Raw genomic sequence first — 19,843 nt, 5'->3', positions numbered from 1 at the left:
CATCACTCCTTGGCGACGATCTCGCCCGAAGTAGGATCGACGAACAACTCCGTGCGGGTGTTGTTCTGATCGAGCGCGTAGATCTCGCCACAGGCTTTCGAAATCTTGGCCTTCTGAACCTTGTAGCCCATAGCCTCGGTCTTGGCCTTGAGGGCTTCGACCGAAAGCCATTGGCTCTGCGGCATCGTGGTGCACGGCCGCCCGAGGCTGCTCGCCTGGGTGCCCGACACGCCGACGAGGATGACGGTTGCTGCGGCGATCATCGTGATGGTGCGCATGTGGTTGTCTCCTGTTTCTCCGCGCCTCATCGGCGCTGGATCGACCTGGAGAATGGCGCATTGTCCCTGACCGCCCGCTGTTCCGTCGTGTCAGCTTCCTGTCAGCCTCAACGATATCGCTGAGCGATTGGTCCGCGGACCACGAAGGCGCGCCGGGTCAGGAACCGAGGTTCACTGTGCATTCGGAACGTCAAGTTTGACGAGGATTGCTGTCTTCTGGCTTAGGTCTCAGGCGTACCAGGAACCGACGTTGTGAGCACGCCAGGGTTGCGCCTGCGTTGAGCCCATTTCGGCCGTCTAGACAAGACGCGCGGGACAATGAGCCACCGACAACTGGGGAACCGCTACGCACACGATCAGGACGTGTGTGCATCTAGTTGGCTGGAGCCGCCGTCATTTGTGCCAATGCTGTGCGGAACACATGAGCGGCAGGGCCAAGCGGCTCATCCAAGCGGTGGGCGATATACGCCTCAGAGGACACCTGCCCCTTCCGGCCGAGCGCCGTTGTGGCCATACGCACCAAGCGCCCTTCATACAGATCACGCTCTACCTGCCAGAACGGCAGGCGCCCCCAGCCCAGGCCTGCCAGGATCATAGCATGCTTGGTGTCCTGGCTGCTGACACGACAGGTTTGGGGTGACAGAATACCGAAACTCCGCCCTTCCGACAGGGGCGTGGGATCGCCCAGAACAATCTGAAGATGGTCGGCAAGATCGGGCAAGTCGACATCCTCATTCTTTGAGCGCAGGCCGAGCGGATGCCCCGGTGAGACCACAGCGACCTGTTCTATGGAGGAGATAGCTTCGAGTGCAATCCGCGGATCACGGAAATCCTCGCCCACGACAATGGCAAGCGCGCTGCGCTTCTCGATCAGCGACGTGATCGGCCCGCCCAGCGGCTCGACCGCCAGTCGGATCGACACCGAGGGATAGACCACGCGCATCTCCGTCAACGCCGCACCGATGGTTGCGATTGGAAACAGCGTGTCAACCGTGAGCGAAAGCTCGAGCTCGACACCTTCACCCAGATCACGGGCTCGTGCCCGCATGGCATCGACCCTGAGGAGAATGTCACGGGCGTTGGCCAGCAGCGCTTGCCCCTCGGGCGTCAGCACCGGCCGATGCCCACTCCGGTCGAACAAAGCCACTCTGAGTTCAGCCTCAAGGTTGGCGATTGCGTGGCTGACCGCAGACTGGACCCGGGACAGCCGCGCAGCGCCTGAGCGGAAACTTCCGCTGTCCGCAACCGTCACGAAGGTTCGCAGTTGGTCGAGCGTCAGCACATCCAACATGATCTATTCCGTCGATCAAACCCATCGATCCTATCTCACTCCCGCTTATCAAGCATAGGCGTATCCTCCCTGCAACTCATCGAAGAAGCAGCAGAGGAAGCTCAATGACGAAGGTGCTAGTGCTATACTACTCGTCCTACGGCCATATCGAGACCATGGCCCAAGCCGTTGCCCAAGGTGCTCGGGATGCGGGAGCCGTCGCTGTGATCAAGCGCGTTCCGGAACTTGTTCCCGACCACATCGCTCAGAAAGCGGGATACAAGCGCGATCAGCCGGCTGAGATCGCGACCGTTGCCGAACTGCCCGACTACGACGCGATCATCTTTGGCACGCCCACGCGCTTCGGCAACATGGCCTCGCAGATGAAGAACTTCCTCGACCAGTGCGGCGGCCTCTGGTTCGAGGACAAGCTGGTGGGCAAGGTGGGCAGCGTGTTTACCTCCACCGGCAGCCAACATGGTGGCCAGGAAAGCACAATCCTCTCCGTCCATACTGTTCTGTTGCATCTTGGCATGGTGGTGGTCGGGCTGCCTTACACCTTCAAAGGCCAGGGCCGAATGGACGAGATCACCGGTGGCTCCCCCTACGGCGCCTCGACCCTGGCTGATGATGGAAAGGGCGGGGATCGCCAGCCCAGCGCCAACGAGTTAGAGGGAGCGAGCTTTCAGGGCTATCACGTCGCCGAGATCGCTCACGCCCTGGCCGCTGCGCGGCTGAAGGAGGTGGCGTGATGACGATCGCAGCGTACGCAGCGATCCCGCGAAACACCCACTGGGGTGTTGTCAGTGTGGTGGTGGGGTCTGGCATCGTGACCGCAATGCAGGTCGGCAAGGCGGCCATTGCCACGCCCTTGTTGCAGACAGACCTGAGCCTTGATCTCGCAGCTGCCGGTTGGCTGACCGGGATCTTTGCCGTTCTTGGTCTCATCGGCGGGATCCCCGCCGGCACACTCGTCGCTCGCGCTGGGGATCGCCGGATGCTAATCTTCGGTCTTGGTGTGATCGCTCTGGGTACGGTCATCGGCGCAATGGCGCCAGGGTTCCCCGTACTTCTGGCCTCGCGGGCCTTGGAAGGCTTCGGCTTTCTTCTGGTCACCGTCGCCGGTCCTGCCATCCTCCATCGGGTGGTGCAGCTCGGGCAGCGTGACCTCGCCTTTGCCCTGTGGAGTTGTTTCATGCCAGCCGGCATGGCGCTTGCCATGCTCGCCGGACCGCTGTTCAGCGACTGGCGGACGCTCTGGTGGGGCAATGCGGGTCTGGCGGCAGCAGCCATCGTGGCAGGGCTGGCGATTGTCCCGGCTGCACCAGCACGCGTGTCAGTCTCCTGGAGGAGCGCGGCGTCCGATGCGCTACGCGTGCTGACAAGCCGAGAGCCCGTTCTCCTGGCGGTGTGTTTTGCCTCTTACAGCCTAATGTTCTTTGCCCTGTTCAGCTTTCTCCCGGTGCTGCTGATGGAGCAGATGGAGATCGCGCATGGTACCGCCGGACTGCTCAGTTCCGTTGCCACCGGCGCGAACATCATCGGGAATCTCGCGGCGGGCTACCTGCTGGCGCGTGGCACCAGTCGCTCTGCACTCCTCTCTGGGGCGTACCTAATCATGGGTCTCACCGGGATCGGCATCTTCCTGCAGGTTTTTGGCGGTACGCCAACTCTCACTCTCTGCATTCTGTTCTCCGGAGTTGGCGGCTTGATCCCAGCCACTCTGATCTCATCAGCCTCGCTCGTGGCGCCCTCCGCTGCGCTCGCCCCTGTGGTCATCGGGCTTATCATGCAAGGCAGCAATCTCGGCCAGGTGATCGGTCCTGTCACAATCGGTGGTGCAATCGCGTCTTACGGGTGGAAAGCGGCAGCCGGGATCATCCTGATCTCCGGTTTGATTGCCACCATAGCCGTGCTGGTCGTCAGCTTCAGTGACGAGCCGACCCCTAAGAGTCCCTCAGAGGAAGCCAATCGATAGAGCGTCTGTTTGATCATCTCTATACCATTGGGGCGGAGGCCAAGATGAATTCTAGTCTGCTAAAATTCGACGAAATGATCCTGTTCCGCAATACAATGCGGATCACGGAGGGCCATCTACACGCCTTCAAGCGAGCCATTATCGAGGCGGTTGAATTCGTGGAGAAAAACGGTCCTCAGTTGATGGTACAGACATTCATCGACGAGCAACGCATGCTCGCGACCAGCTATCAGCTCTATCCGGACTCCGAGGCTGTCATCGAGCACTGGCGGCTTGCCGATCCATACATCGCCAAGGTCATGGAACATTGTGTGGTTGCGGAGTTCCAGATTCACGGCGACCCAAGCGTGGCGGTACTGGAACGGATGCGCCCAATGCTCGATGACGGTCGGGCAACCCTGACGCCGCGCCTTGCAGGCTTTCTTCGGCTGTAGGGCATTGTCAACAGGCCGTAGATGACCACACGTTCGGAACGATGGGCATAGACGTCCCGGACGGCCGCGAAGGTGGCCACCATGACTGCCGAAGGACCAAAGGCTTGCAAGAAGCGAAGCGCGACAACAGGTATGGCGGCCGATGAGGTTGCCAGACTAAACGATGTTGCTGCGAATAGGATCGGGCCTCCGATAAGAACGGGGCGCCGTCCTACACGATCGGAAATCGGCCAAAAGATGATCTGGCCCAGGCCGATCATTACCATGTAGAGGCTCAACGTGAACTGGACGATGACCGGGACTAACACCGAGAATGTCGGGTATAGACGAAATGACGGGACCATTGGACGAGAGAACGGATCCGGGAAGGTCCGGATTGGGTCCAGCCTGTGTGGAAACGCGTTGATCTGCTAAGCTGCTATTTGATCAGCGGAGGGCAGCATGAAGCGTTTCGTTGAAGGGGAAGACCGCCGGCAGGCCACCCTGCTTCCTGAGTGCCTGGACGACTATGTGGCGCCCGACAATCCCGTGCGCGTCGTCGAAGCCTTCGTGGACGAACTGGACCTGGCGGCCCTCGGCTTTGCCGGGGTGGTGCCGGAGGCAACAGGACGCCCAGCTTACCACCCCGCGACCCTGCTCAAGATCTACATCTACGGCTATCTCAATCGCGTTCCCTCCAGCCGCAGATTGGAACGCGAGACCCAGCGCAACCTTGAGCTGATCTGGCTCACCGGCCGGCTGATGCCCGACTTCAAGACCATCGCCGATTTCCGCCGCGATAATGGACCAGCCATCCGCGCGGCGTGTGCGCAGTTCATCGTGCTGTGCCGCCAGCTCAACCTGTTCACCCGGGCCGTCGTCGCTCTCGACGGCTCCAAGTTCAAAGCCGTCAACAACCGCGACAAGAACTTCACCACCGCCAAGGTGGCCAAGCGCATCGAGCAGGTCGAGGCCGGCATCGCCCGCTACTTGGCCGCTCTGGATCGCGCCGACCGGCAGGGTGGCGAGGAGACCGAGGCCAGGACAAGCCGGCTTAAGGAGAAGATCAAGGGCCTGCGCCGGTCGATGCAGTCTCTGAAGGAGATGCAGCAGCAGGTCGAGGCCGCGCCCGACCAGCAGATCTCTCTGACGGATCCCGATGCGCGCTCCATGGCCACCAGCGGCAAGGGCACCGGCATTGTGGGCTACAACGTGCAGATGGCGGTGGAAGCCGAGCACCATCTCATCGTGGCGCATGAGGTGACCAATGTCGGCAATGACCGCACGCAACTGCTGGCGATGGGGCAGAAAGCCCGGGATGTCATGACGTGTGAGGAGCTCACCGTGCTCGCCGACCGAGGTTACTACAACGGTGACGAAGTGCTGGCCTGCGAGGGCAGCGGTGTCCTACCCTTTGCTCCCAAGACCCAGACCTCCGGCAACACCAATCGCGGCCTGTTTCCCGGGCAGGACTTCGTCTATGACGCCGAGCATGACCACTACACCTGCCCGGCGGGTCAGCATCTGACGAAGGGCAAGGTGCGCTCAGACCGCCGGGATAATATCGATCATTACCGCAATCTGACCGCCTGTTCAGCCTGTGCCCTCAAGCCCCGGTGCACGCCTGACAAGCACAAACGGCTGAAGCGCTGGCAGCATGAGGATGTGCTTGACCGGATGCAGGATCGGCTGGAGCGGATGCCTGAGGCCATGACAATCCGGCGGCAGACGGTGGAGCATCCGTTTGGGACCATCAAGGCCTGGATGGGCAGTACCCATTTCCTGATGAAGACGCTCGAGAAGGTCAAAACCGAGATGAGCCTGCACGTGCTGGCCTACAACCTGAAGCGGATGATCAGCATTCTGGGTGTCGGGCCTCTGCTGAGGTCTCTGGCAGTCTGAACCCTCTTGCAGACCGATGTCGGCTGGGGCTGCACACGCAAACAGCGGCCATCGCATGTCGCTCGAAATCACGTTTTCACACGACCTCGGTCAGACGCTCACATTCCGGCCGCTCAACGAACCTCGGCCCGGACCAGCCAAAGCTGACCAAGGTCTTACGTCTCAGGAGTGCCAAAAGCCGACATTCCTTGTTTCACAAAACCTCAATAACTGCACATCGAGCTTGATATGAATTATAGAAAGGTTATCCAACTGCACAGTTCGCGCGGACTATAGAACTAAGGTCACAGCAAAATTGTTGCTGAGTAGAGACAAAAGAGCCCCGGCTTGCATGCAGAATTAGGCTGCTCTTGCGATGATACTTATCTCCTACGAGACCTGGGCCACCTGCGTACGAGCGTAGCGACGATCAGAATTGTTGCTATGCAAAGGGCGACGGAAGAGCGGTAGTCCAATCGTGAGCAGGGGAAGCTGGCAGAAGATGGCAGGCTTCGGCCGATCCTCAAGACTCATTATCGGACCAGTTTGTGGCTGACCTCCATCTTGATCATGGCAAGCATCTCCTCATTAGACAGTTTGGGGAGCTTAGCCGAGCAGCTTAGTTACTGACCTTAAGTGAGAAATGATTTCAGGTGTATAGAGGATGACAGAGCAATTCCGTACTGTTTATTTACCAGTACGTTATCATTTCTGGACAGCTGCCGATCCTCTACTCATTCCCTCTAGCAAAATCCCATAGATGCACATAGTTCAAGCCTCTGTCGCAACTGGGCGCTTCAGTCGAGCTGCATAGACCGAGGCATCATCAGATCCTCCCGTCAATCTCGAAACTCCTTCCTCAATCTCAGCTGAGATTCTGCAAATTTCTCGAATAAGCTGAGACGGGACGAATTTCCCAAAACGTTCCTGGGCGATAACGAATACAACGCTCCCTAAAATGCGCTTCTCCGTGTCTCTCACGGGAGCCGCGATACCCACCAATCCTTCGAACACTTCCGAATATGTAACGGCGTAGCCGTCACTTCGCATCACGCTCATTGCTTTGCGAAACTCATCCCAGTTCGTGGCTAACCCAATCTGACGGATCTCTTCTTCGTTCCATCGGTAGACGTTCTTGAGCTGTGCCGGAGGCAGGTGCGCCAGAATGATCTTCGCCATCGCACCGCGGAAAATGGGCATGGCCCGGCCACGTTTGTAGATTTCCTCTATGCTGCGGTCTGGCCAGGCAAAATCAGAACAGAGGACTTTGTCTCCATAATAGCTGCACAGCATGATGTTGAGATCGAGATCCTCGGAGTTACGCCGGATCAGGCGGCGAGCTGCCCTCAGGAGAGGGTCGCTCTCACGGATCACCATCTCGAGTTCGATGATGCGTGAACCGAGAACGTAGCTCCCTCCCGCCGCGGGCATGAGCAACCCGCTTTTCGTCAGCGACTGAATATAGCGATAAGCAGTCGCCCTCGATGTTCCTGTCAGGTCCGCTGCCCGAGACACGTCAATCGACAAATTGTCTTCGTCAAAATAGTTCATAATTTCGAGCATTCTGTCGAGACTTGTCATTATCTTATCTCAATCTATTGGCCGCCAAGCCAAGTCGCAGGGATGGTGATGATCCCTGGAAAGAGGATGAACAGGATGAGGATTGCGATCTGAGCCAGAATGAATGGTCCGACGCCACGAATAACCTGGGGCAGGCTAACCTTTGAGACGGCAGCGACAACATTGAGAACCGCACCGACAGGTGGAGTCAGCAGTCCGATTGCGCAGGCGAGCATAAAGACAACACCAAAGTAGATTGGATCGATACCGGCGTCCCTGACGGCGGGCAAAAGGACCGGAATAAGAATAAGAATGATCGGAACCATGTCCATGGCGCATCCGACGACGAGCACAAGGCCGACCACGATGAACATGAGCAGGATCGGGTTGTTCGCGAATGGGGCGACAAGGTTCGTAATCTGGTCAGGAAGCCCAGCAATGGTAATCATCCAGCTGGACACGAGGGCAGCTGCAACCAGGAACATGACCATGGCGGTCGTTTTTCCAGCTGCGAGAAACACCTCGAAGAGGTCCTTAACTCTTAACTCCCGATAGACGAACAATGCGACGAACAGAGCATAAACGGCTGCGACGACCCCTGCCTCGGTGGGTGTGAATACTCCAAAGCGCAAGCCGACAAGGATGATGACAGGCAGAAGAAGGGCCCATATTCCCTCCCGAACTTTACCCAACACGACCTTGACTGGTACGCGAGCAGGTGTGGCGATGTTCTCATGGCGAGAGACGAAGTACCATGTTGTTGCAAGAACCGCCCCCATCAAAATGCCGGGAGCAATACCGGCGATGAAGAGCTTCGTAATCGACATATTCCCGACCACGCCAATCAAAATGAAGCCGATGGAAGGCGGAATGATCAGAGCCGTAATGCCGGATGCTGCAATCAGACCGGCAGAGCGCCCTTTGTCGTGGCCTGCCTTGACCATCATGGGAACGAGGATCGCAGAAAGGGCGGCCGCATCGGCTGCGGCGGAGCCGGACAGGCTTGCAAGGATACAGGCGGCCAAAACGCCGACATATCCCAGACCGCCTTTGATATGCCCAACGGCGGCTAGCGCCAAATTGACAATGCGCCGCGAAAGGCCGCCTGCATTCATCAACTCGCCCGCGAGCATGAAGAACGGAACAGCCATGAGCGGAAAGCTATCCGCGCCATTCAGAAGGTTCTGGGCGACGATTTGAGAATCAAAGAAATCCAAGTGCCACATCAAGGCAACACCTGTCATGAGCAGTGCGTAGGCGATGGGCAGTCCAATGAACATGCTGCCGAGCAAGGCGCCGAGGAAGACAAGCAGCGTCATGACTATTTCTCCAGGCCTTGCGTTACGGCAGCTGTTTCCTCATCAATCACGATCATTCGATCCATCTGGCCCGTAGCGATCAAAAAGAGCCGCCAGACCAATATGAACATTGTAGAGATACCGAATATCAGTCCGACACCGAAGAACAAACCCATCGATAGACCTGTCGCTGGGGCATAGGTGTGAAGATTAACGGAAGCCTGGGTCCAGCTACCGTCGATGATGAGCCAAGTTGCGAGGATCATCAGCAAATGGCCGACGACCAAGCAGATACGGCGCAGCCGCCTGGGAAGGCTATTGACCACAAAATCCAGTCCGAGGTGGCCGTGGTCACGCAGCACAATAATTGCGCCGATGAACGTCAGCCAGACGAATAGCCAACGCGCAAACTCTTCCGAGACGGTAATCCCCGAATTGAAGATGTACCTCATGAGAACGTTGCCGAACACAAGAACCACCATGCCCATGAGGCACAAGACGACAATTCCCTTCAAGAGGGCGAAATAAGCGTCAATCGCCTTCGTCAACATCTTCTTCCGTCCTCCAGACCAGTATCATGAATACTTTTTGAACTGCATCAACCACTCTGGTGTGGCGAGCGAGCCGGGATTGCCCGTTTGAGCTTACGGCCTCCGATAGCCTTCCAGCTCTTCGTCGGGTACATCCGGGAGGTTCACGACGATATTGTCCGGCGTGCGGCAGGTCAGCCAAGTCAGCGGCTCCGTCACGCTCATGTTCGCCTCGACATGCGGCATGTTTGGGGGCACGAACACGAAGTCGCCATCCTTCATATCGACGTATTCCTTGTAATCTTCTCCGAAATAGATACGCCCATGTCCCTTGAGAACGTAGCCCCCGGTTTCGGCCTCACCATGGTGATGAGGAGGTGAACGGAAGCCGGGCTCATTAGTGACCTGTCCGAACCAGATCTTCGTCGCTGGTGTGTGTTGCGGGCTTACACCGGAACGGCGCACGCAATCCCCGGATTGACCAGTGTTGGAATCGAGCTCACCAGCGCGGGTTACGACTGGCACAACTTTCGTGTTCATGATTCTTCTCCTTTATAGCAACGTTCAAGCGCATTGCGCTTCGAAGAGCATTCTCAGTTCATGTGCATGCCGCCATTCACATCGATCGAGGAGCCTGTGATGTAGGCGGATTGATCGGATGCCAGGAACAAGCAGGCAGCGGCGACGTCATCTGGAGTGCCGAAGCGACCAAGCGGGATCGTTGGGAGAACTCTGGCCGTTAGCTCATCGTCATAGAAATCCTTGGTCATCTGAGACATGATGACACCCGGATTGATCGCATTGACGCGAATTCCGGCAGGGCCGACATCCCGTGCCATCGCCTTGACCAGGCCCAGGACGCCGCCCTTGGAGGCAGCGTAATGGGGACCTCCCATGAGGCCGCCCCCGCGCTGTGCAGCGATCGACGCGATACAGATGATCGAGCTCCCGGCCTTCATCACACGCAGTGCCTGCTGCGACATAATCAGAGTGCCGCGCAGGTTTACATCCATGATCGCGTCGTATTCATCGCGGGTGATATCGACAGTTTTGCGCGGCTGGGTAATCCCTGCATTGTTCAGTAGAATATTGACCTTGCCGAACCTCTCTATAGCGGTGGCATACACCTGCTGGGATGTCTCTTGGGATCTAACGTCCGCCGCGATCCCAAGCGCATCGGATCCGATCTCACGTGCGGCGGCTTCGACTCCGTCTTTGTTGAGATCGACGAGGATCACGGATGCGCCGTTTCGCGCAAACGCGCGAGCGGCGGCAAAGCCGATGCCTTGGGTGTTTCCGGCGCCGGTCACAATCGCAACCTTCTCTTTCAGCAGCATCGCGGCTCACTTTCTTTTCTATTGGATTCATGCCTTGCAGAGGAGTGAATCGTTCCACTGGCTGACAGGCGCACTCGCAGAAAGCGAGCCGCATCATCGCCGACAAACACAAGGATCAAGTCGAGCGGCTGCGCTCGTCAGTGCGAGCGCAGCCATAGTCTACGTGTTACTGGCTCTTCGCCTTGGCAGCGTCGCGCTCGGCATTAAAGCTCTTCACGACCTCCTGATCGAGGCCGGCTGTAACGCGCTCGATGATAGGCTTTACGGCCTCACGCACCTTTTGCATGTTTTCGTCAGAGATCTTGTTGATTTGCATACCCTTGTCGGTCAGGAACTTGCGGGTATCGACGTCAGAGGCTTCAATAGCCTTACGGTTGAAGATCGCGGCTTCATCGCAGGCGGCACGCATGGCGTCTTGCTTCTGCGTATCGAGCTTGTCCCAGAACCGCTTGCTGACGAGAACCACGCTCGATGTCGGGAAGTGGCGCGTTTCCGTCAGGTATTTCTGAACTTCATAGAATGAGGTTGCGCGCGTCACGTCGTTTGCAACCTCGTTCCCGTCGATGGCCCCGGTTTCAATGGCGGTAAAGGTCTCGGGGAACGGCAGCGGCGTGGGATTCATGCCAAGCGCCTTCAAAACGTCGAGATACACGGCATTCTGAATGGTTCGGATCCGGAGGCCATTCATATCCTCTAGCTTCTCGATCGGACGCTTGTTGTTCGTGACATTGCGGAAGCCGTAATCCCAATAGCACAGGCCAATTAGGTTCGAGGCCGACAGCTTGTCGAGCATCGTTCGGGCGGTCTTTCCGCGCAGAACGGTATCGAGCTCCTGGTAAGTCGGGAATTGGAACGGAAGCTGGAAAAGATCGAAGTCCTTGACCGTGCTCGCAAGTGCGGCAGTCGTCGTCACCGCCATCTCGACGATTCCGCCCTGCGCCGAGGATGCAGATTGGATTTCGTTACCGAGCTGGGCATCGGGGAAGCCACGGACTTTGAGAGCGCCATTGGTGCTCTTTTCAATCAGGGCACCGAAATGGTCGACCGTCTGGCCCATCGTGCTTGTCTTCGCTACAGGGTAGCTAAACTTGATAGCCTGCGCCGATGCACCGCCTGTAAGGCCAAGTGTAAGGCCAAGTGTCATGGCGGAGCCCAAGAGAGCTGCATTCAGCCACGTAGATTTCTTCATAATTATCTCCTCCCGAGTTTATGTTCTCGACGCCCGAGATAATTCTTGCATTATGAGACAAGTCAATAGACAGCCATTAGAACTTAACTAACTTTTTTCACAATCGGCCTCCTGCCCAGCTTAAGATTATCTCGTAATAACACAGGCCTAACAGCCATTTAAGCGAACTGATTCATCGACCTGCCCGCCAGCAGATTCAATACCAAAGTCGCATAATATGATAATTATTTGACGTTTATGAGCACAGTCTTATGGTTGAGGCTAAGTGGGCGAGAAGCCGGGAGCAGAGATGACGATCGGAAGAAACAGCTACAGCTTGCAGAACCGCCTAGCCGTCATCACGGGAGGCTGCGGACAGATCGGCAGTGCGATCGCAGATATCTTCCTAGAGTCCGGTGCCAGGGTGCAGGTTTGGGACAGGCAGAAGACCTCACAGCTTCGGGGAGATCTCACGTTCCGGGCGGTCGACGTCACGAATGCAGATGCCGTCAATCAGGCCATGGCGGATGCAGCAGGCGATCTCGGGGGCCTCGATCTTCTGGTCAATGCTGCGGGCGTCACCGGGCCGACAAAGAACGTCGCCGATTACACCGCAGCCGAATGGCAAGCGACACTCGCCGTCAATCTCACGAGCGTTTTCTACTGTTCGCATGCAGCCTTGCAGCTGATGAACCCCGCACGCAGCGGCCGGATCATCAACATCGCGTCCATTGCCGGGAAAGACGGCAATCCGGGCATGGCGGCCTATTCCACGGCGAAAGCGGGCGTCATCGCCTTTTCAAAGGCGCTGGGAAAGGAATTGGCGAACACTCACATTCGCGTCCACAGCATCGCGCCTGCGCTTATCGAAACTAATCTTCTGCATCAAATGTCCCCTGAGATGGTGGCCACCAATCTGGCCAAGATCCCAATGGGACGCGCAGGTACACCTCGGGAGGTAGCCGAACTTGCCGCATGGCTCGCCTCCGATGGCTGCTCATTCTCGACTGGAGCAGTCTACGATCTCTCCGGCGGAAGGGCGACTTACTAATGGCGAATTTTCAGAATGCAACGTCGGCGATGCCGGCTACTCTGGAAGGCAAGGTGGCAATTGTCACTGGCGCAAGTCGTGGCCAGGGCCTAGCTGAGGCCCGACTCCTTGCTCAACGCGGTGCAAGCGTTGCTCTCTGCGATGTCCTCGAAGAAGAAGGCCTTGAGGCCACGAAAGCTCTAACCGAAGCAGGATTGAATGTTCGCTTCTTCAAGCTGGATGTCAGCCGAGAGGATGAATGGACGGCCGTTGTCGATGCCGTGGTGAACTGGCGAGGCGCGATTGATATACTCGTGAACAATGCCGGCATCATCAACCGCAAATCGATCGCCCAGACTTCTCCCGACCAATGGCGCCGCCTTGTCGATATCAACCTGACCGGCGCCTTCCTTGGGATTCGCTGCGTGAGCGGCAAGATGGCGCGCGGCAGGGGCGGCGCAATCGTCAATATATCGTCCAACTCGGCATTCTCGGCTCATTACGACCCGGCCTATACGGCCAGCAAATGGGGATTGCGAGGACTGACCAAGGCCGCGGCCATGGAGTTCGCCGGCCGTGGCATTCGCGTGAATTCAGTTTGCCCCGGTCTTGTTTTAACCAAGCTCAACAGCGAGTCGCCCCATCTTGCACCTATGATCGCGATGACGCCCATGAAACGCGCTGCCGCCGATGAGGAAGTCGCACGGCTGGTCGCGTTTCTGGTCAGCGAAGAGGCAAGCTTCATCACAGGTGAGGATTTCACCATCGATGGAGGTTTCACCGCCGGCGCTGCATACCGCCGTGTATCGGAAGAAACGGGCTTGCTCGACTAGATCGCAGTGGCCGGAAGAGATCTTTCCGGCAATTCCACAATGGCTCAACAATCAGGATACGACGATGAAACTTGCGTGCGTTAAAGTTGGGGACATGGAGCGGACCGGGATTGTCCGTGGCAATCAGATTGTCTTTTTCCCTGTTTCAAGCGGCGACATGGTCGACCTCATCAAGCTGGGGCTCGGCAAATTGTCAGAGCTCGAAGCCGCTTCCAATGAAACCTTGCCGATTGAGGGCGCTCATTTCCTGCCGCCGATCCGCCGGTTCCGCCGGGATGTGTTGTGCACCGGGTGGAATTATTGGGACCACTTTGAAGAAGGCATTGGCAAACGCGACGGACAGGAAGTCGAACGTCCAATCGCTCCTACATTCTTCAACAAAGCTCCGAACGCTTTGATCGGCGCTCGGGAGGATATCGCCTTCGATCTCCGCATCTCTCAGAAGTGGGATTATGAGGGTGAAATCGCTATCATCATCGGCAAGGAAGGCCGAAGCATTCCGTCGGACCGTGCAGTCGATCATGTTTTCGGCTATGCTTTGGCCAACGACGTGTCGCAGCGCGATCTTCAGCGCCGGCACGGAGGTCAGTGGTTCAAGGGCAAGAGCATCGATCGCAGCACTCCGCTCGGGCCATATCTCGTCACCGCAGACGAGATCGACCTCCCCTCTGTGAGGCTTGAGACCTTTGTCAACGGCGAGAAGCGGCAGGATGCCTATGCCAAACAGATGGCATTCAATGTTGGCCAGTTGATCGCTGAATTGTCCTTCGGAATGACATTATATCCTGGAGATGTCATCCTGACTGGGACACCCAGTGGTATCGGGATGGCACGCGATCCTCAGGTTTTCCTAAAGAACGGCGACGAGATCGTCGTTCGCGGGACAGGTCTTGGAGAACTTCGCAATCGAGTTGTTGAAACAGATTTGTATGGCAATTCTGACGTCGCACTCGCATAAAGGGCTGCACGTCTCCAACCATGGATCTTTGAACGTTCGGCAGAAGTCCTGCCGAACGTTGACTTGCTGGAACTCCTACCTGCGCCAATCACAATCGCATTCCACCGTCTCCTCGCGTCATGATGGGGTTTGCACGCTGCCCCTTATCGGATTGGCGAGAAAGCAGTTGGAACGAGCAGTCGATTCTCCATCTTCATAATCATAGGCGTGACGGCCGAGAGGTACTTTTGCCACTCAGGCTCTGCCGCTAGAGCCTCCCGACGCGAGATGCGGTCCTCGAACGAAGTATAACCCCAGAGATGAACAAGCGTGCTGAGTTGACCAATTTCGCTAGTAAAATAACCAAGAAGATTGCCCAGGATTCGCGTTTGCAAGTCGAGCGGACCGTTCGTGTATAACGCGAGATAGGTCGGCAGCTTGCCTGTCGCGATAGTGTAGATGCGCTCTTCAATAAGCATCGTTAATCCTTTCAAATAGAAAACATTTGCACGACAAGAATGCGAGAGGCACTGCGCCGATTGGTCCACTCTATCTTGGCTAGACCTTGCCACGCCTGCGTGAAGCGCCTGTCGTCCTGCCAGCTGCATCTGTCCAGTCCAAGCAAGCTATCACATGCCTCTCGATCGAGTATAAGCCATGCTGCAGAGCATGGCAGCAAGTTGCTGTGCAGCCTGCAAGGGTCGAGCGCGTGGGGCAGCGTTCGGGGCGGATGCACAGGCGGTCACTTCACCAAGACACGAAGCGCCCACTCGGAGAGAGCAAGCTATCCTCGATTGAGATACGACGAATTATCCATGGGATCAAAGCTAAGATCTCACACGTCTCGGGAAGCGGCACAGTCGGTACAGCGGCGACCGTCACAGCTGAGGAGGTAGTGTGGAAAGCGAGTGTCGCTCCCTTCCAGATCAAGAGCACGAAAATCTGGCGAGCGCCATATCCCGAGTCCAAAAGGTTCAAATAACCTGAGTGCGTGGGGCCGTCCGGACTCACGAACAGCACTTCGTGGAATCCCGGTGCTAAACCAAAACACGACTGATAGGGAAGGTCTCTTACGGATCACGGGCCGCCCATAAGCGCGGCAGTGTAGAGTTCTGCTTACCCCGCAGGTCGAGACGTTCGGCCTACTTCGGCCTGGTGCCATTTTCAGACGTTCGGTGCATACGACGCGAGTTTCGCAGAGGGCCGTTTATGGAACCACTTTGCTGGTACCTTAAAGTACTAGGTTGTCAGGCTAGCATTATTTCGCGGTAGTCTCGCAATACATGCGTACCTTCGCTCGCTGGCACACGGTCACCGACAATTGCAACATGCGCACCCGCTGCTTTTGCAGCAGCCACGCCAGCGGGAGCGTCCTCGAACACGAGGCATTCATCAATCGACACTCCCAGCAAGTCAGCTGCCTTCAGATATCCTTCGGGATCGGGCTTTCCCCGCGCAACATCTTCCGCGCAGATCATGACGGCTGGCAGAGGGAGGCCAATGGCACGCAGTCGTACGTGAGCGAGCTCCCTTGAGGCCGATGTAACGATGGCCCAAGAAGCGGGATCGAGGCTCGCGAGCAATGGTCCGATCCCGTCAATGGGGACGATGCCGTCGACATTGTCCATCTCTTCCTGAAGAAGCAATTCGGCTTCCGCGTCGATGTTGATGCCAGCCGGCCCGAACTGGCGGATTGTGTCTTCCAATCGAACACCATGCGCGGCCGCCAGCAGGGGAATATGATCGATGCCATGGCGTGCTGCCCAGGTCCGCCAAATCTGCTCTATGACAGCAGTGGAGTCCAACAGGGTTCCATCCATATCAAAGAGGAAGGCTGCATACGATTGATCGTGAAAGCGGAGCTGCGACATCAGGGAATGGTTTCTACGTTCGTGGGACACTTAAGCTATAATACTTCAAAGAGGCTGTGAATTTAATCAAGATTTGCGAAACACCCTATCTACACGCGAATTGCCGATGAGCCCATTTATGGAACAGGGATAATTATTAGCTCTGCATCGTACACAAGCCATATGCTGAGATCAGCCAACGTCTCCTGTGGGCCAAACCAAGAAATTGAGCAGACGGAATGAAAGTCCGCTCACGCCGTGGATCTGGGAATTCGATCTACATCCGCCTCGTGCCAAGTGCTTCCGTTCGGGTTGGACTGGGATTTTCCCCTGTCCACCCGAAGCCCGCGCTATTGAGGTCGCATAATTGTCAGCGTTAGAGGCAGTACGCTAGTCTGTCTCGAATGAAACCTGACTCCCGCATATACGTCACCGGGGCTTCTTGCGCAGGCGTGACGACATTGGGCCGGATGCTGGCGCATCGGCTTGCCGTCCGGCATTTGGATGTCGATGACTTCTATTGGATGCCGACAGACCCTCCTTTCACCACGAAGCGCCCTCCTGAAGAGCGTGTCGGCCTCATCCGTCAAGAACAAGGAAACGACGGGTGGGTTCTGACAGGCTCCTTCGATGGTTGGGGGGACGCGCTTATCGATGATGTCGATCTCATCGTGTTCGTCGACACACCGACGCCTGTCCGAATGGAACGGTTGCTGGCGCGCGAGAGAGAACGCTACCAGGACCGGATAGAGTCAGGTGGTGATATGCACGAGATACATGTCGCATTCCGCCAGTGGGCATCACAGTATGACGATCCTGCATTCTCGGGGCGCAATCGTGTTCGGCATGAAGCCTGGCTTTCGGACCAAACTGTCCCTGTCCTTCGTCTGAATGGGACGCATGACGTCGATGAACTCGTAACGACAGTGATGGCCGCCCTGACTGGGGAGCGGCACGCCGCTCCTTCCAGCGAGCGCACAGCGTAGCGAGCGTTGGCTCTCCACTCGTTGCGGCCGTCCGTGGGGCCATGATTGGAAAGCTGCTTCGGGTCGGGAACTGAGTTTCCGCGCTCTCGGAATGTCCTCTGAGCCATTATCCTCGGCTGACGATCCGGCTCTCACGCGGTTCGTGACACATGTCTCGGCCTGGCTGAACTCCCTGGTGAAACGCAACCGCGTCCGTCAGGTCGGCAGCCTCGACAGCCGAACTGCTTTGGGAGGTGGCAGCATAGACTAGAACAGTCTTTGTCTGGATCGCTCCCCTGAGAGCGATGGACGACTTCATCACAGGAATCGGGCGCAGGAAACGGGTCGTCGCTGACGATCCAATCTGGGAAATCGGCCATGGGCATTGGGCTCAAAGAGGAAGGATTTCCATCAGTGACGACGCTCATGAACAAGACGGCCATCGTGACCGGGGCCAGCTCCGGCATTGGATATGCAACGGCCAAAATCTTTGCGCAGGAAGGAGCGAACGTGCTCGTTACGGCACGCCGATCCGATGAACTCGAAGCGCTGGTTGCGGAGATCAGGGAAGCCGGAGGTACTGCCGTCGCAATTGCCGGTGACGTAAGGGACGAAGCACTCGCTGAGGCACTTGTCAGAACTGCGGTCGAGCGGTTCGGCGGTCTCGACATAGCCTTCAATAACGCTGGTGTCGTAGGCGAGACCGGAGCCGTCTCGGGCCTTTCGGTGGATGGATGGCGCGCTACGCTCGAGACTAACCTGACGAGCGCGTTTCTTGGTGCCAAGTACCAAGTGCCCGCGATGTTAGACCGGGGCGGCGGCTCCTTGATCTTTACGTCGACCTTTGTCGGCTACTCGGCTGGAATGCCTGGAATGGCCGCCTATGCCGCGAGCAAAGCGGGTCTGATCGGGTTGACCCAGGTTCTAGCGACCGAATTTGGCGCCCAGGGCGTTCGCGTGAACGCGATCTTGCCGGGCGGGACCGATACACCGTCCAACATCGTCAATGCGCCGGGATCGCCTCCGGAAGTCCGTACCTTCGTCGAGGGCTTGCATGCCCTCAAGCGGCTCGCGAGCCCGGCGGAAATCGCGAAGGCGGTCCTGTTCCTGGCGTCCGACGCCTCGAGCTTCGTTACGGGAAGTGCCTTCGTCGCCGACGGTGGTGTTTCCATAACCCGGACGTAACAGTTGGTGAGCGCGGGCTCGCGCTCAGTGCACGAGCCCGCCTGCAAGATTGTGTTGCGTACCTGGCAGAACATTCCACCAGCTAGAGTCGGCTCTGGGTCAAACTGAGCCTTTGGGCGTGGCCGTATGGAGGTCAGCTTGTCCCACGATGTCAGAAGCTCCGCTTTCGCCGGCCTCGTGCCAGAACCGGACGCAGACGCCTTGGCGCTTGGGCGCAGGCAGATCGACCTGAAGCTTATCAACACGTAGGAACATGAAAGATCCTCCTCCTGGAGTAAGCTCAGGAAACCGGTCAACGCCCCTTCAAGTTCCTTGGCAGCCGATCTTTAGATCTTTTGTTCCGTCGCTCTGAATAAGAGCACGGGCCAGAACGACGGCTCGGGTATCCAATTCGTGCGGGAGTATAGCCAAGCTCAGTCTTGGCTGCGCTTACACTCTGCTTCTGCTTTTTATCCATCGCTCAGTAGGCGCAGCCAGCACCGTGGTCAGAACCACGATGGCGGCGCCGATGCAGAGGGACAGAGACGGGATTTCGACGAAGTAGAGCCAGCCCGCAAATCCCGAAAAGAGGATCGACATGTATCCGATCGGCGCAAGGAGACGCGCTTCCTGCTTCTGATAGGCCTGCAGCCAGCAATATTGTCCGACCTGCGCCAGGACGCCGATGAGGATGATGTTCGGTGCCGCGCTCCATGGGATCGGCTCCCAGACGACGACCGCAGGGATCAAGGTCAGGAACGTTAGGCCGACCGTGTAGAAGAGCATCAGGACGACCGTGTTTTCGTCCGCAAGCCGTCTCGTCTGCACGACGGCAAGGGAGCCGAAGAACACGGATCCGAAAGCGGCGAGCAGTCCCACATTCCACGGAATCGCATCAGGCTGCACCATGATGATGACGCCAATAAAGCCGAGCATCGTGAAAACATAGCGTATCCGGCTCACGCTCTCCCCCAGCATGATCGCCGCCATCACCAGCAGCATGATCGGGCGCGTGAAGCCGATGGCGGTGACGAGAGCTAGGGGCAGAGCCGCGAAGGCTGCGAAATTGAGTGTCAGGGCTGCGGAGTTGAAAGCGACACGGGCAAGGTGACCGCGAATGTTCGTCAGGTGCGTCAGCTTCCGGCGGTGGCGCCACACCAGCGGCGCCACCGAGATGAAACCGACGAGCGATCGCAGAAAGACCAACTGGACCGCCGCATAAGTCTCGCCCTCGGCCTTGACAAGGATCTGCATGGCCGTGACCAGCGCCATGTCAAGCAATAGCCATCCTGCGCTGATCCATAAAGGGACATGAGGCGCGCCCGATCTTCTGTCTGGTTCTAGCTCCATG

The 19,843-nt window shown here is 57.5% G+C and carries 21 protein-coding genes and 1 pseudogene; 9 read left to right on the top strand and 13 right to left on the bottom strand.

The genetic code is table 11. The features are described from left to right. Positions 1-2: 2 nt before the first annotated feature. Positions 3-278, bottom strand: coding sequence for a PepSY domain-containing protein (locus BLP10_RS18950; RefSeq protein WP_091138166.1), 276 nt, complete (start codon positions 276-278; stop codon positions 3-5). Positions 279-651: 373 nt separating this feature from the next. Continuing rightward, positions 652-1,569: a LysR family transcriptional regulator gene (locus BLP10_RS18945; protein ID WP_091138164.1), complete on the bottom strand. Its 918-nt coding sequence runs from the start codon at positions 1,567-1,569 to the stop codon at positions 652-654. Positions 1,570-1,673: 104 nt separating this feature from the next. Here BLP10_RS18945 and wrbA point away from each other — a divergent pair, with 104 nt between their 5' ends. From wrbA to BLP10_RS18930, 3 genes are all read left to right on the top strand, one after another. Further along, positions 1,674-2,300 (top strand): NAD(P)H:quinone oxidoreductase, encoded by a 627-nt coding sequence (gene wrbA, locus BLP10_RS18940; RefSeq protein WP_091138161.1) that lies wholly within the window; start codon positions 1,674-1,676, stop codon positions 2,298-2,300. After that, positions 2,300-3,526: an MFS transporter gene (locus BLP10_RS18935; RefSeq protein ID WP_091138158.1), complete on the top strand. Its 1,227-nt coding sequence runs from the start codon at positions 2,300-2,302 to the stop codon at positions 3,524-3,526. Before wrbA ends, BLP10_RS18935 begins: the two co-directional genes overlap by 1 nt. Positions 3,527-3,600: 74 nt before the next feature. Next, entirely contained in the window at positions 3,601-3,960 is a 360-nt protein-coding gene (locus tag BLP10_RS18930; protein ID WP_091138156.1) for a hypothetical protein, read from the top strand. Between the two features lie 5 nt (positions 3,961-3,965). Here the strand turns inward: BLP10_RS18930 and BLP10_RS18925 are convergent. Then, positions 3,966-4,281: pseudogene (locus BLP10_RS18925) on the bottom strand (MFS transporter); the annotation flags it as partial. A 120-nt stretch (positions 4,282-4,401) separates the two neighbouring features. On the opposite strand from BLP10_RS18925, the gene BLP10_RS18920 reads away from it, so the two are divergent. After that, entirely contained in the window at positions 4,402-5,841 is a 1,440-nt protein-coding gene (locus BLP10_RS18920; RefSeq protein WP_091138151.1) for an IS1182 family transposase, read from the top strand. A 750-nt stretch (positions 5,842-6,591) separates the two neighbouring features. Here BLP10_RS18920 and BLP10_RS18915 read toward each other — a convergent pair. From BLP10_RS18915 to dctP, 6 genes are all read right to left on the bottom strand, one after another. Next, positions 6,592-7,401: an IclR family transcriptional regulator gene (locus tag BLP10_RS18915; RefSeq protein WP_091138148.1), complete on the bottom strand. Its 810-nt coding sequence runs from the start codon at positions 7,399-7,401 to the stop codon at positions 6,592-6,594. A 14-nt stretch (positions 7,402-7,415) separates the two neighbouring features. Continuing rightward, positions 7,416-8,699 carry a TRAP transporter large permease gene (locus BLP10_RS18910; protein WP_091138146.1) on the bottom strand — a complete coding sequence of 428 codons (1,284 nt, stop codon included), beginning with the start codon at positions 8,697-8,699 and terminating at the stop codon, positions 7,416-7,418. Positions 8,700-8,701: 2 nt separating this feature from the next. Further along, positions 8,702-9,229 (bottom strand): TRAP transporter small permease, encoded by a 528-nt coding sequence (locus BLP10_RS18905; RefSeq protein WP_244510696.1) that lies wholly within the window; start codon positions 9,227-9,229, stop codon positions 8,702-8,704. Positions 9,230-9,322: 93 nt separating this feature from the next. Beyond that, positions 9,323-9,748 (bottom strand): cupin domain-containing protein, encoded by a 426-nt coding sequence (locus BLP10_RS18900; RefSeq protein WP_091138143.1) that lies wholly within the window; start codon positions 9,746-9,748, stop codon positions 9,323-9,325. A 53-nt stretch (positions 9,749-9,801) separates the two neighbouring features. Then, the gene (locus BLP10_RS18895) at positions 9,802-10,545 is read right to left on the bottom strand and encodes an SDR family NAD(P)-dependent oxidoreductase (protein ID WP_091138141.1); all 744 of its coding nucleotides are present in this window, start codon (positions 10,543-10,545) and stop codon (positions 9,802-9,804) included. A 166-nt stretch (positions 10,546-10,711) separates the two neighbouring features. Then, entirely contained in the window at positions 10,712-11,734 is a 1,023-nt protein-coding gene (gene dctP / locus BLP10_RS18890) for a TRAP transporter substrate-binding protein DctP (RefSeq protein ID WP_091138139.1), read from the bottom strand. Between the two features lie 289 nt (positions 11,735-12,023). Here dctP and BLP10_RS18885 point away from each other — a divergent pair, with 289 nt between their 5' ends. From BLP10_RS18885 to BLP10_RS18875, 3 genes are all read left to right on the top strand, one after another. After that, positions 12,024-12,764 (top strand): SDR family oxidoreductase, encoded by a 741-nt coding sequence (locus tag BLP10_RS18885; protein WP_091138239.1) that lies wholly within the window; start codon positions 12,024-12,026, stop codon positions 12,762-12,764. 53 nt (positions 12,765-12,817) lie between these two features. Then, on the top strand, positions 12,818-13,576 hold the full coding sequence (locus BLP10_RS18880) for an SDR family NAD(P)-dependent oxidoreductase (RefSeq protein WP_244510695.1): 759 nt from the start codon (positions 12,818-12,820) through the stop codon (positions 13,574-13,576). A gap of 64 nt (positions 13,577-13,640) precedes the next feature. Further along, positions 13,641-14,534 carry a fumarylacetoacetate hydrolase family protein gene (locus tag BLP10_RS18875; protein ID WP_091138137.1) on the top strand — a complete coding sequence of 298 codons (894 nt, stop codon included), beginning with the start codon at positions 13,641-13,643 and terminating at the stop codon, positions 14,532-14,534. A gap of 143 nt (positions 14,535-14,677) precedes the next feature. Here the strand turns inward: BLP10_RS18875 and BLP10_RS18870 are convergent, their stop codons facing one another. Both BLP10_RS18870 and BLP10_RS18865 read right to left on the bottom strand, forming a co-directional pair. Further along, entirely contained in the window at positions 14,678-14,992 is a 315-nt protein-coding gene (locus BLP10_RS18870) for an NIPSNAP family protein (protein WP_091138135.1), read from the bottom strand. Between the two features lie 768 nt (positions 14,993-15,760). Continuing rightward, complete coding sequence (locus BLP10_RS18865) at positions 15,761-16,384, bottom strand: HAD-IA family hydrolase (RefSeq protein ID WP_091138133.1); 624 nt, start codon at positions 16,382-16,384, stop codon at positions 15,761-15,763. Between the two features lie 383 nt (positions 16,385-16,767). Between BLP10_RS18865 and BLP10_RS18860 the strand changes: the two genes are divergently transcribed. Further along, positions 16,768-17,349 (top strand): ATP-binding protein, encoded by a 582-nt coding sequence (locus BLP10_RS18860; protein WP_091138130.1) that lies wholly within the window; start codon positions 16,768-16,770, stop codon positions 17,347-17,349. 393 nt (positions 17,350-17,742) lie between these two features. Then, positions 17,743-18,513 (top strand): SDR family oxidoreductase, encoded by a 771-nt coding sequence (locus BLP10_RS18855; RefSeq protein ID WP_091138235.1) that lies wholly within the window; start codon positions 17,743-17,745, stop codon positions 18,511-18,513. Between the two features lie 99 nt (positions 18,514-18,612). Here BLP10_RS18855 and BLP10_RS23265 read toward each other — a convergent pair whose 3' ends face one another. Both BLP10_RS23265 and BLP10_RS18850 read right to left on the bottom strand, forming a co-directional pair. After that, positions 18,613-18,768, bottom strand: coding sequence for a hypothetical protein (locus tag BLP10_RS23265; protein ID WP_175493973.1), 156 nt, complete (start codon positions 18,766-18,768; stop codon positions 18,613-18,615). Between the two features lie 174 nt (positions 18,769-18,942). Beyond that, positions 18,943-19,842: a DMT family transporter gene (locus BLP10_RS18850; protein WP_091138127.1), complete on the bottom strand. Its 900-nt coding sequence runs from the start codon at positions 19,840-19,842 to the stop codon at positions 18,943-18,945. Position 19,843 lies beyond the last annotated feature (1 nt).

The sequence above is a fragment of the Microvirga guangxiensis genome (assembly GCF_900102135.1).
GTDB lineage: Bacteria > Pseudomonadota > Alphaproteobacteria > Rhizobiales > Beijerinckiaceae > Microvirga > Microvirga guangxiensis.
Note: the sequence above shows the minus strand (reverse complement) of the source record. Positions and strands in the feature narration are given on the sequence as shown.

Excerpts from the sequence above, each read along its gene's own strand:
- BLP10_RS18910 (WP_091138146.1), bottom strand. The coding sequence starts at position 8,699 with ATGACGCTGCTTGTCTTCCTCGGCGCCTTGCTCGGCAGCATGTTCATT.
- BLP10_RS18900 (WP_091138143.1), bottom strand. The coding sequence starts at position 9,748 with ATGAACACGAAAGTTGTGCCAGTCGTAACCCGCGCTGGTGAGCTCGAT.
- BLP10_RS18850 (WP_091138127.1), bottom strand. The coding sequence starts at position 19,842 with ATGGAGCTAGAACCAGACAGAAGATCGGGCGCGCCTCATGTCCCTTTA.
- BLP10_RS18930 (WP_091138156.1), top strand. The coding sequence starts at position 3,601 with ATGATCCTGTTCCGCAATACAATGCGGATCACGGAGGGCCATCTACAC.
- BLP10_RS18920 (WP_091138151.1), top strand. The coding sequence starts at position 4,402 with ATGAAGCGTTTCGTTGAAGGGGAAGACCGCCGGCAGGCCACCCTGCTT.
- wrbA (WP_091138161.1), top strand. The coding sequence starts at position 1,674 with ATGACGAAGGTGCTAGTGCTATACTACTCGTCCTACGGCCATATCGAG.
- BLP10_RS18945 (WP_091138164.1), bottom strand. The coding sequence starts at position 1,569 with ATGTTGGATGTGCTGACGCTCGACCAACTGCGAACCTTCGTGACGGTT.
- BLP10_RS18860 (WP_091138130.1), top strand. The coding sequence starts at position 16,768 with ATGAAACCTGACTCCCGCATATACGTCACCGGGGCTTCTTGCGCAGGC.
- BLP10_RS18875 (WP_091138137.1), top strand. The coding sequence starts at position 13,641 with ATGAAACTTGCGTGCGTTAAAGTTGGGGACATGGAGCGGACCGGGATT.
- BLP10_RS18885 (WP_091138239.1), top strand. The coding sequence starts at position 12,024 with ATGACGATCGGAAGAAACAGCTACAGCTTGCAGAACCGCCTAGCCGTC.
- BLP10_RS23265 (WP_175493973.1), bottom strand. The coding sequence starts at position 18,768 with ATGTTCCTACGTGTTGATAAGCTTCAGGTCGATCTGCCTGCGCCCAAG.
- BLP10_RS18905 (WP_244510696.1), bottom strand. The coding sequence starts at position 9,229 with ATGTTGACGAAGGCGATTGACGCTTATTTCGCCCTCTTGAAGGGAATT.
- BLP10_RS18865 (WP_091138133.1), bottom strand. The coding sequence starts at position 16,384 with ATGTCGCAGCTCCGCTTTCACGATCAATCGTATGCAGCCTTCCTCTTT.
- dctP (WP_091138139.1), bottom strand. The coding sequence starts at position 11,734 with ATGAAGAAATCTACGTGGCTGAATGCAGCTCTCTTGGGCTCCGCCATG.
- BLP10_RS18895 (WP_091138141.1), bottom strand. The coding sequence starts at position 10,545 with ATGCTGCTGAAAGAGAAGGTTGCGATTGTGACCGGCGCCGGAAACACC.
- BLP10_RS18915 (WP_091138148.1), bottom strand. The coding sequence starts at position 7,401 with ATGACAAGTCTCGACAGAATGCTCGAAATTATGAACTATTTTGACGAA.
- BLP10_RS18935 (WP_091138158.1), top strand. The coding sequence starts at position 2,300 with ATGACGATCGCAGCGTACGCAGCGATCCCGCGAAACACCCACTGGGGT.
- BLP10_RS18950 (WP_091138166.1), bottom strand. The coding sequence starts at position 278 with ATGCGCACCATCACGATGATCGCCGCAGCAACCGTCATCCTCGTCGGC.
- BLP10_RS18870 (WP_091138135.1), bottom strand. The coding sequence starts at position 14,992 with ATGCTTATTGAAGAGCGCATCTACACTATCGCGACAGGCAAGCTGCCG.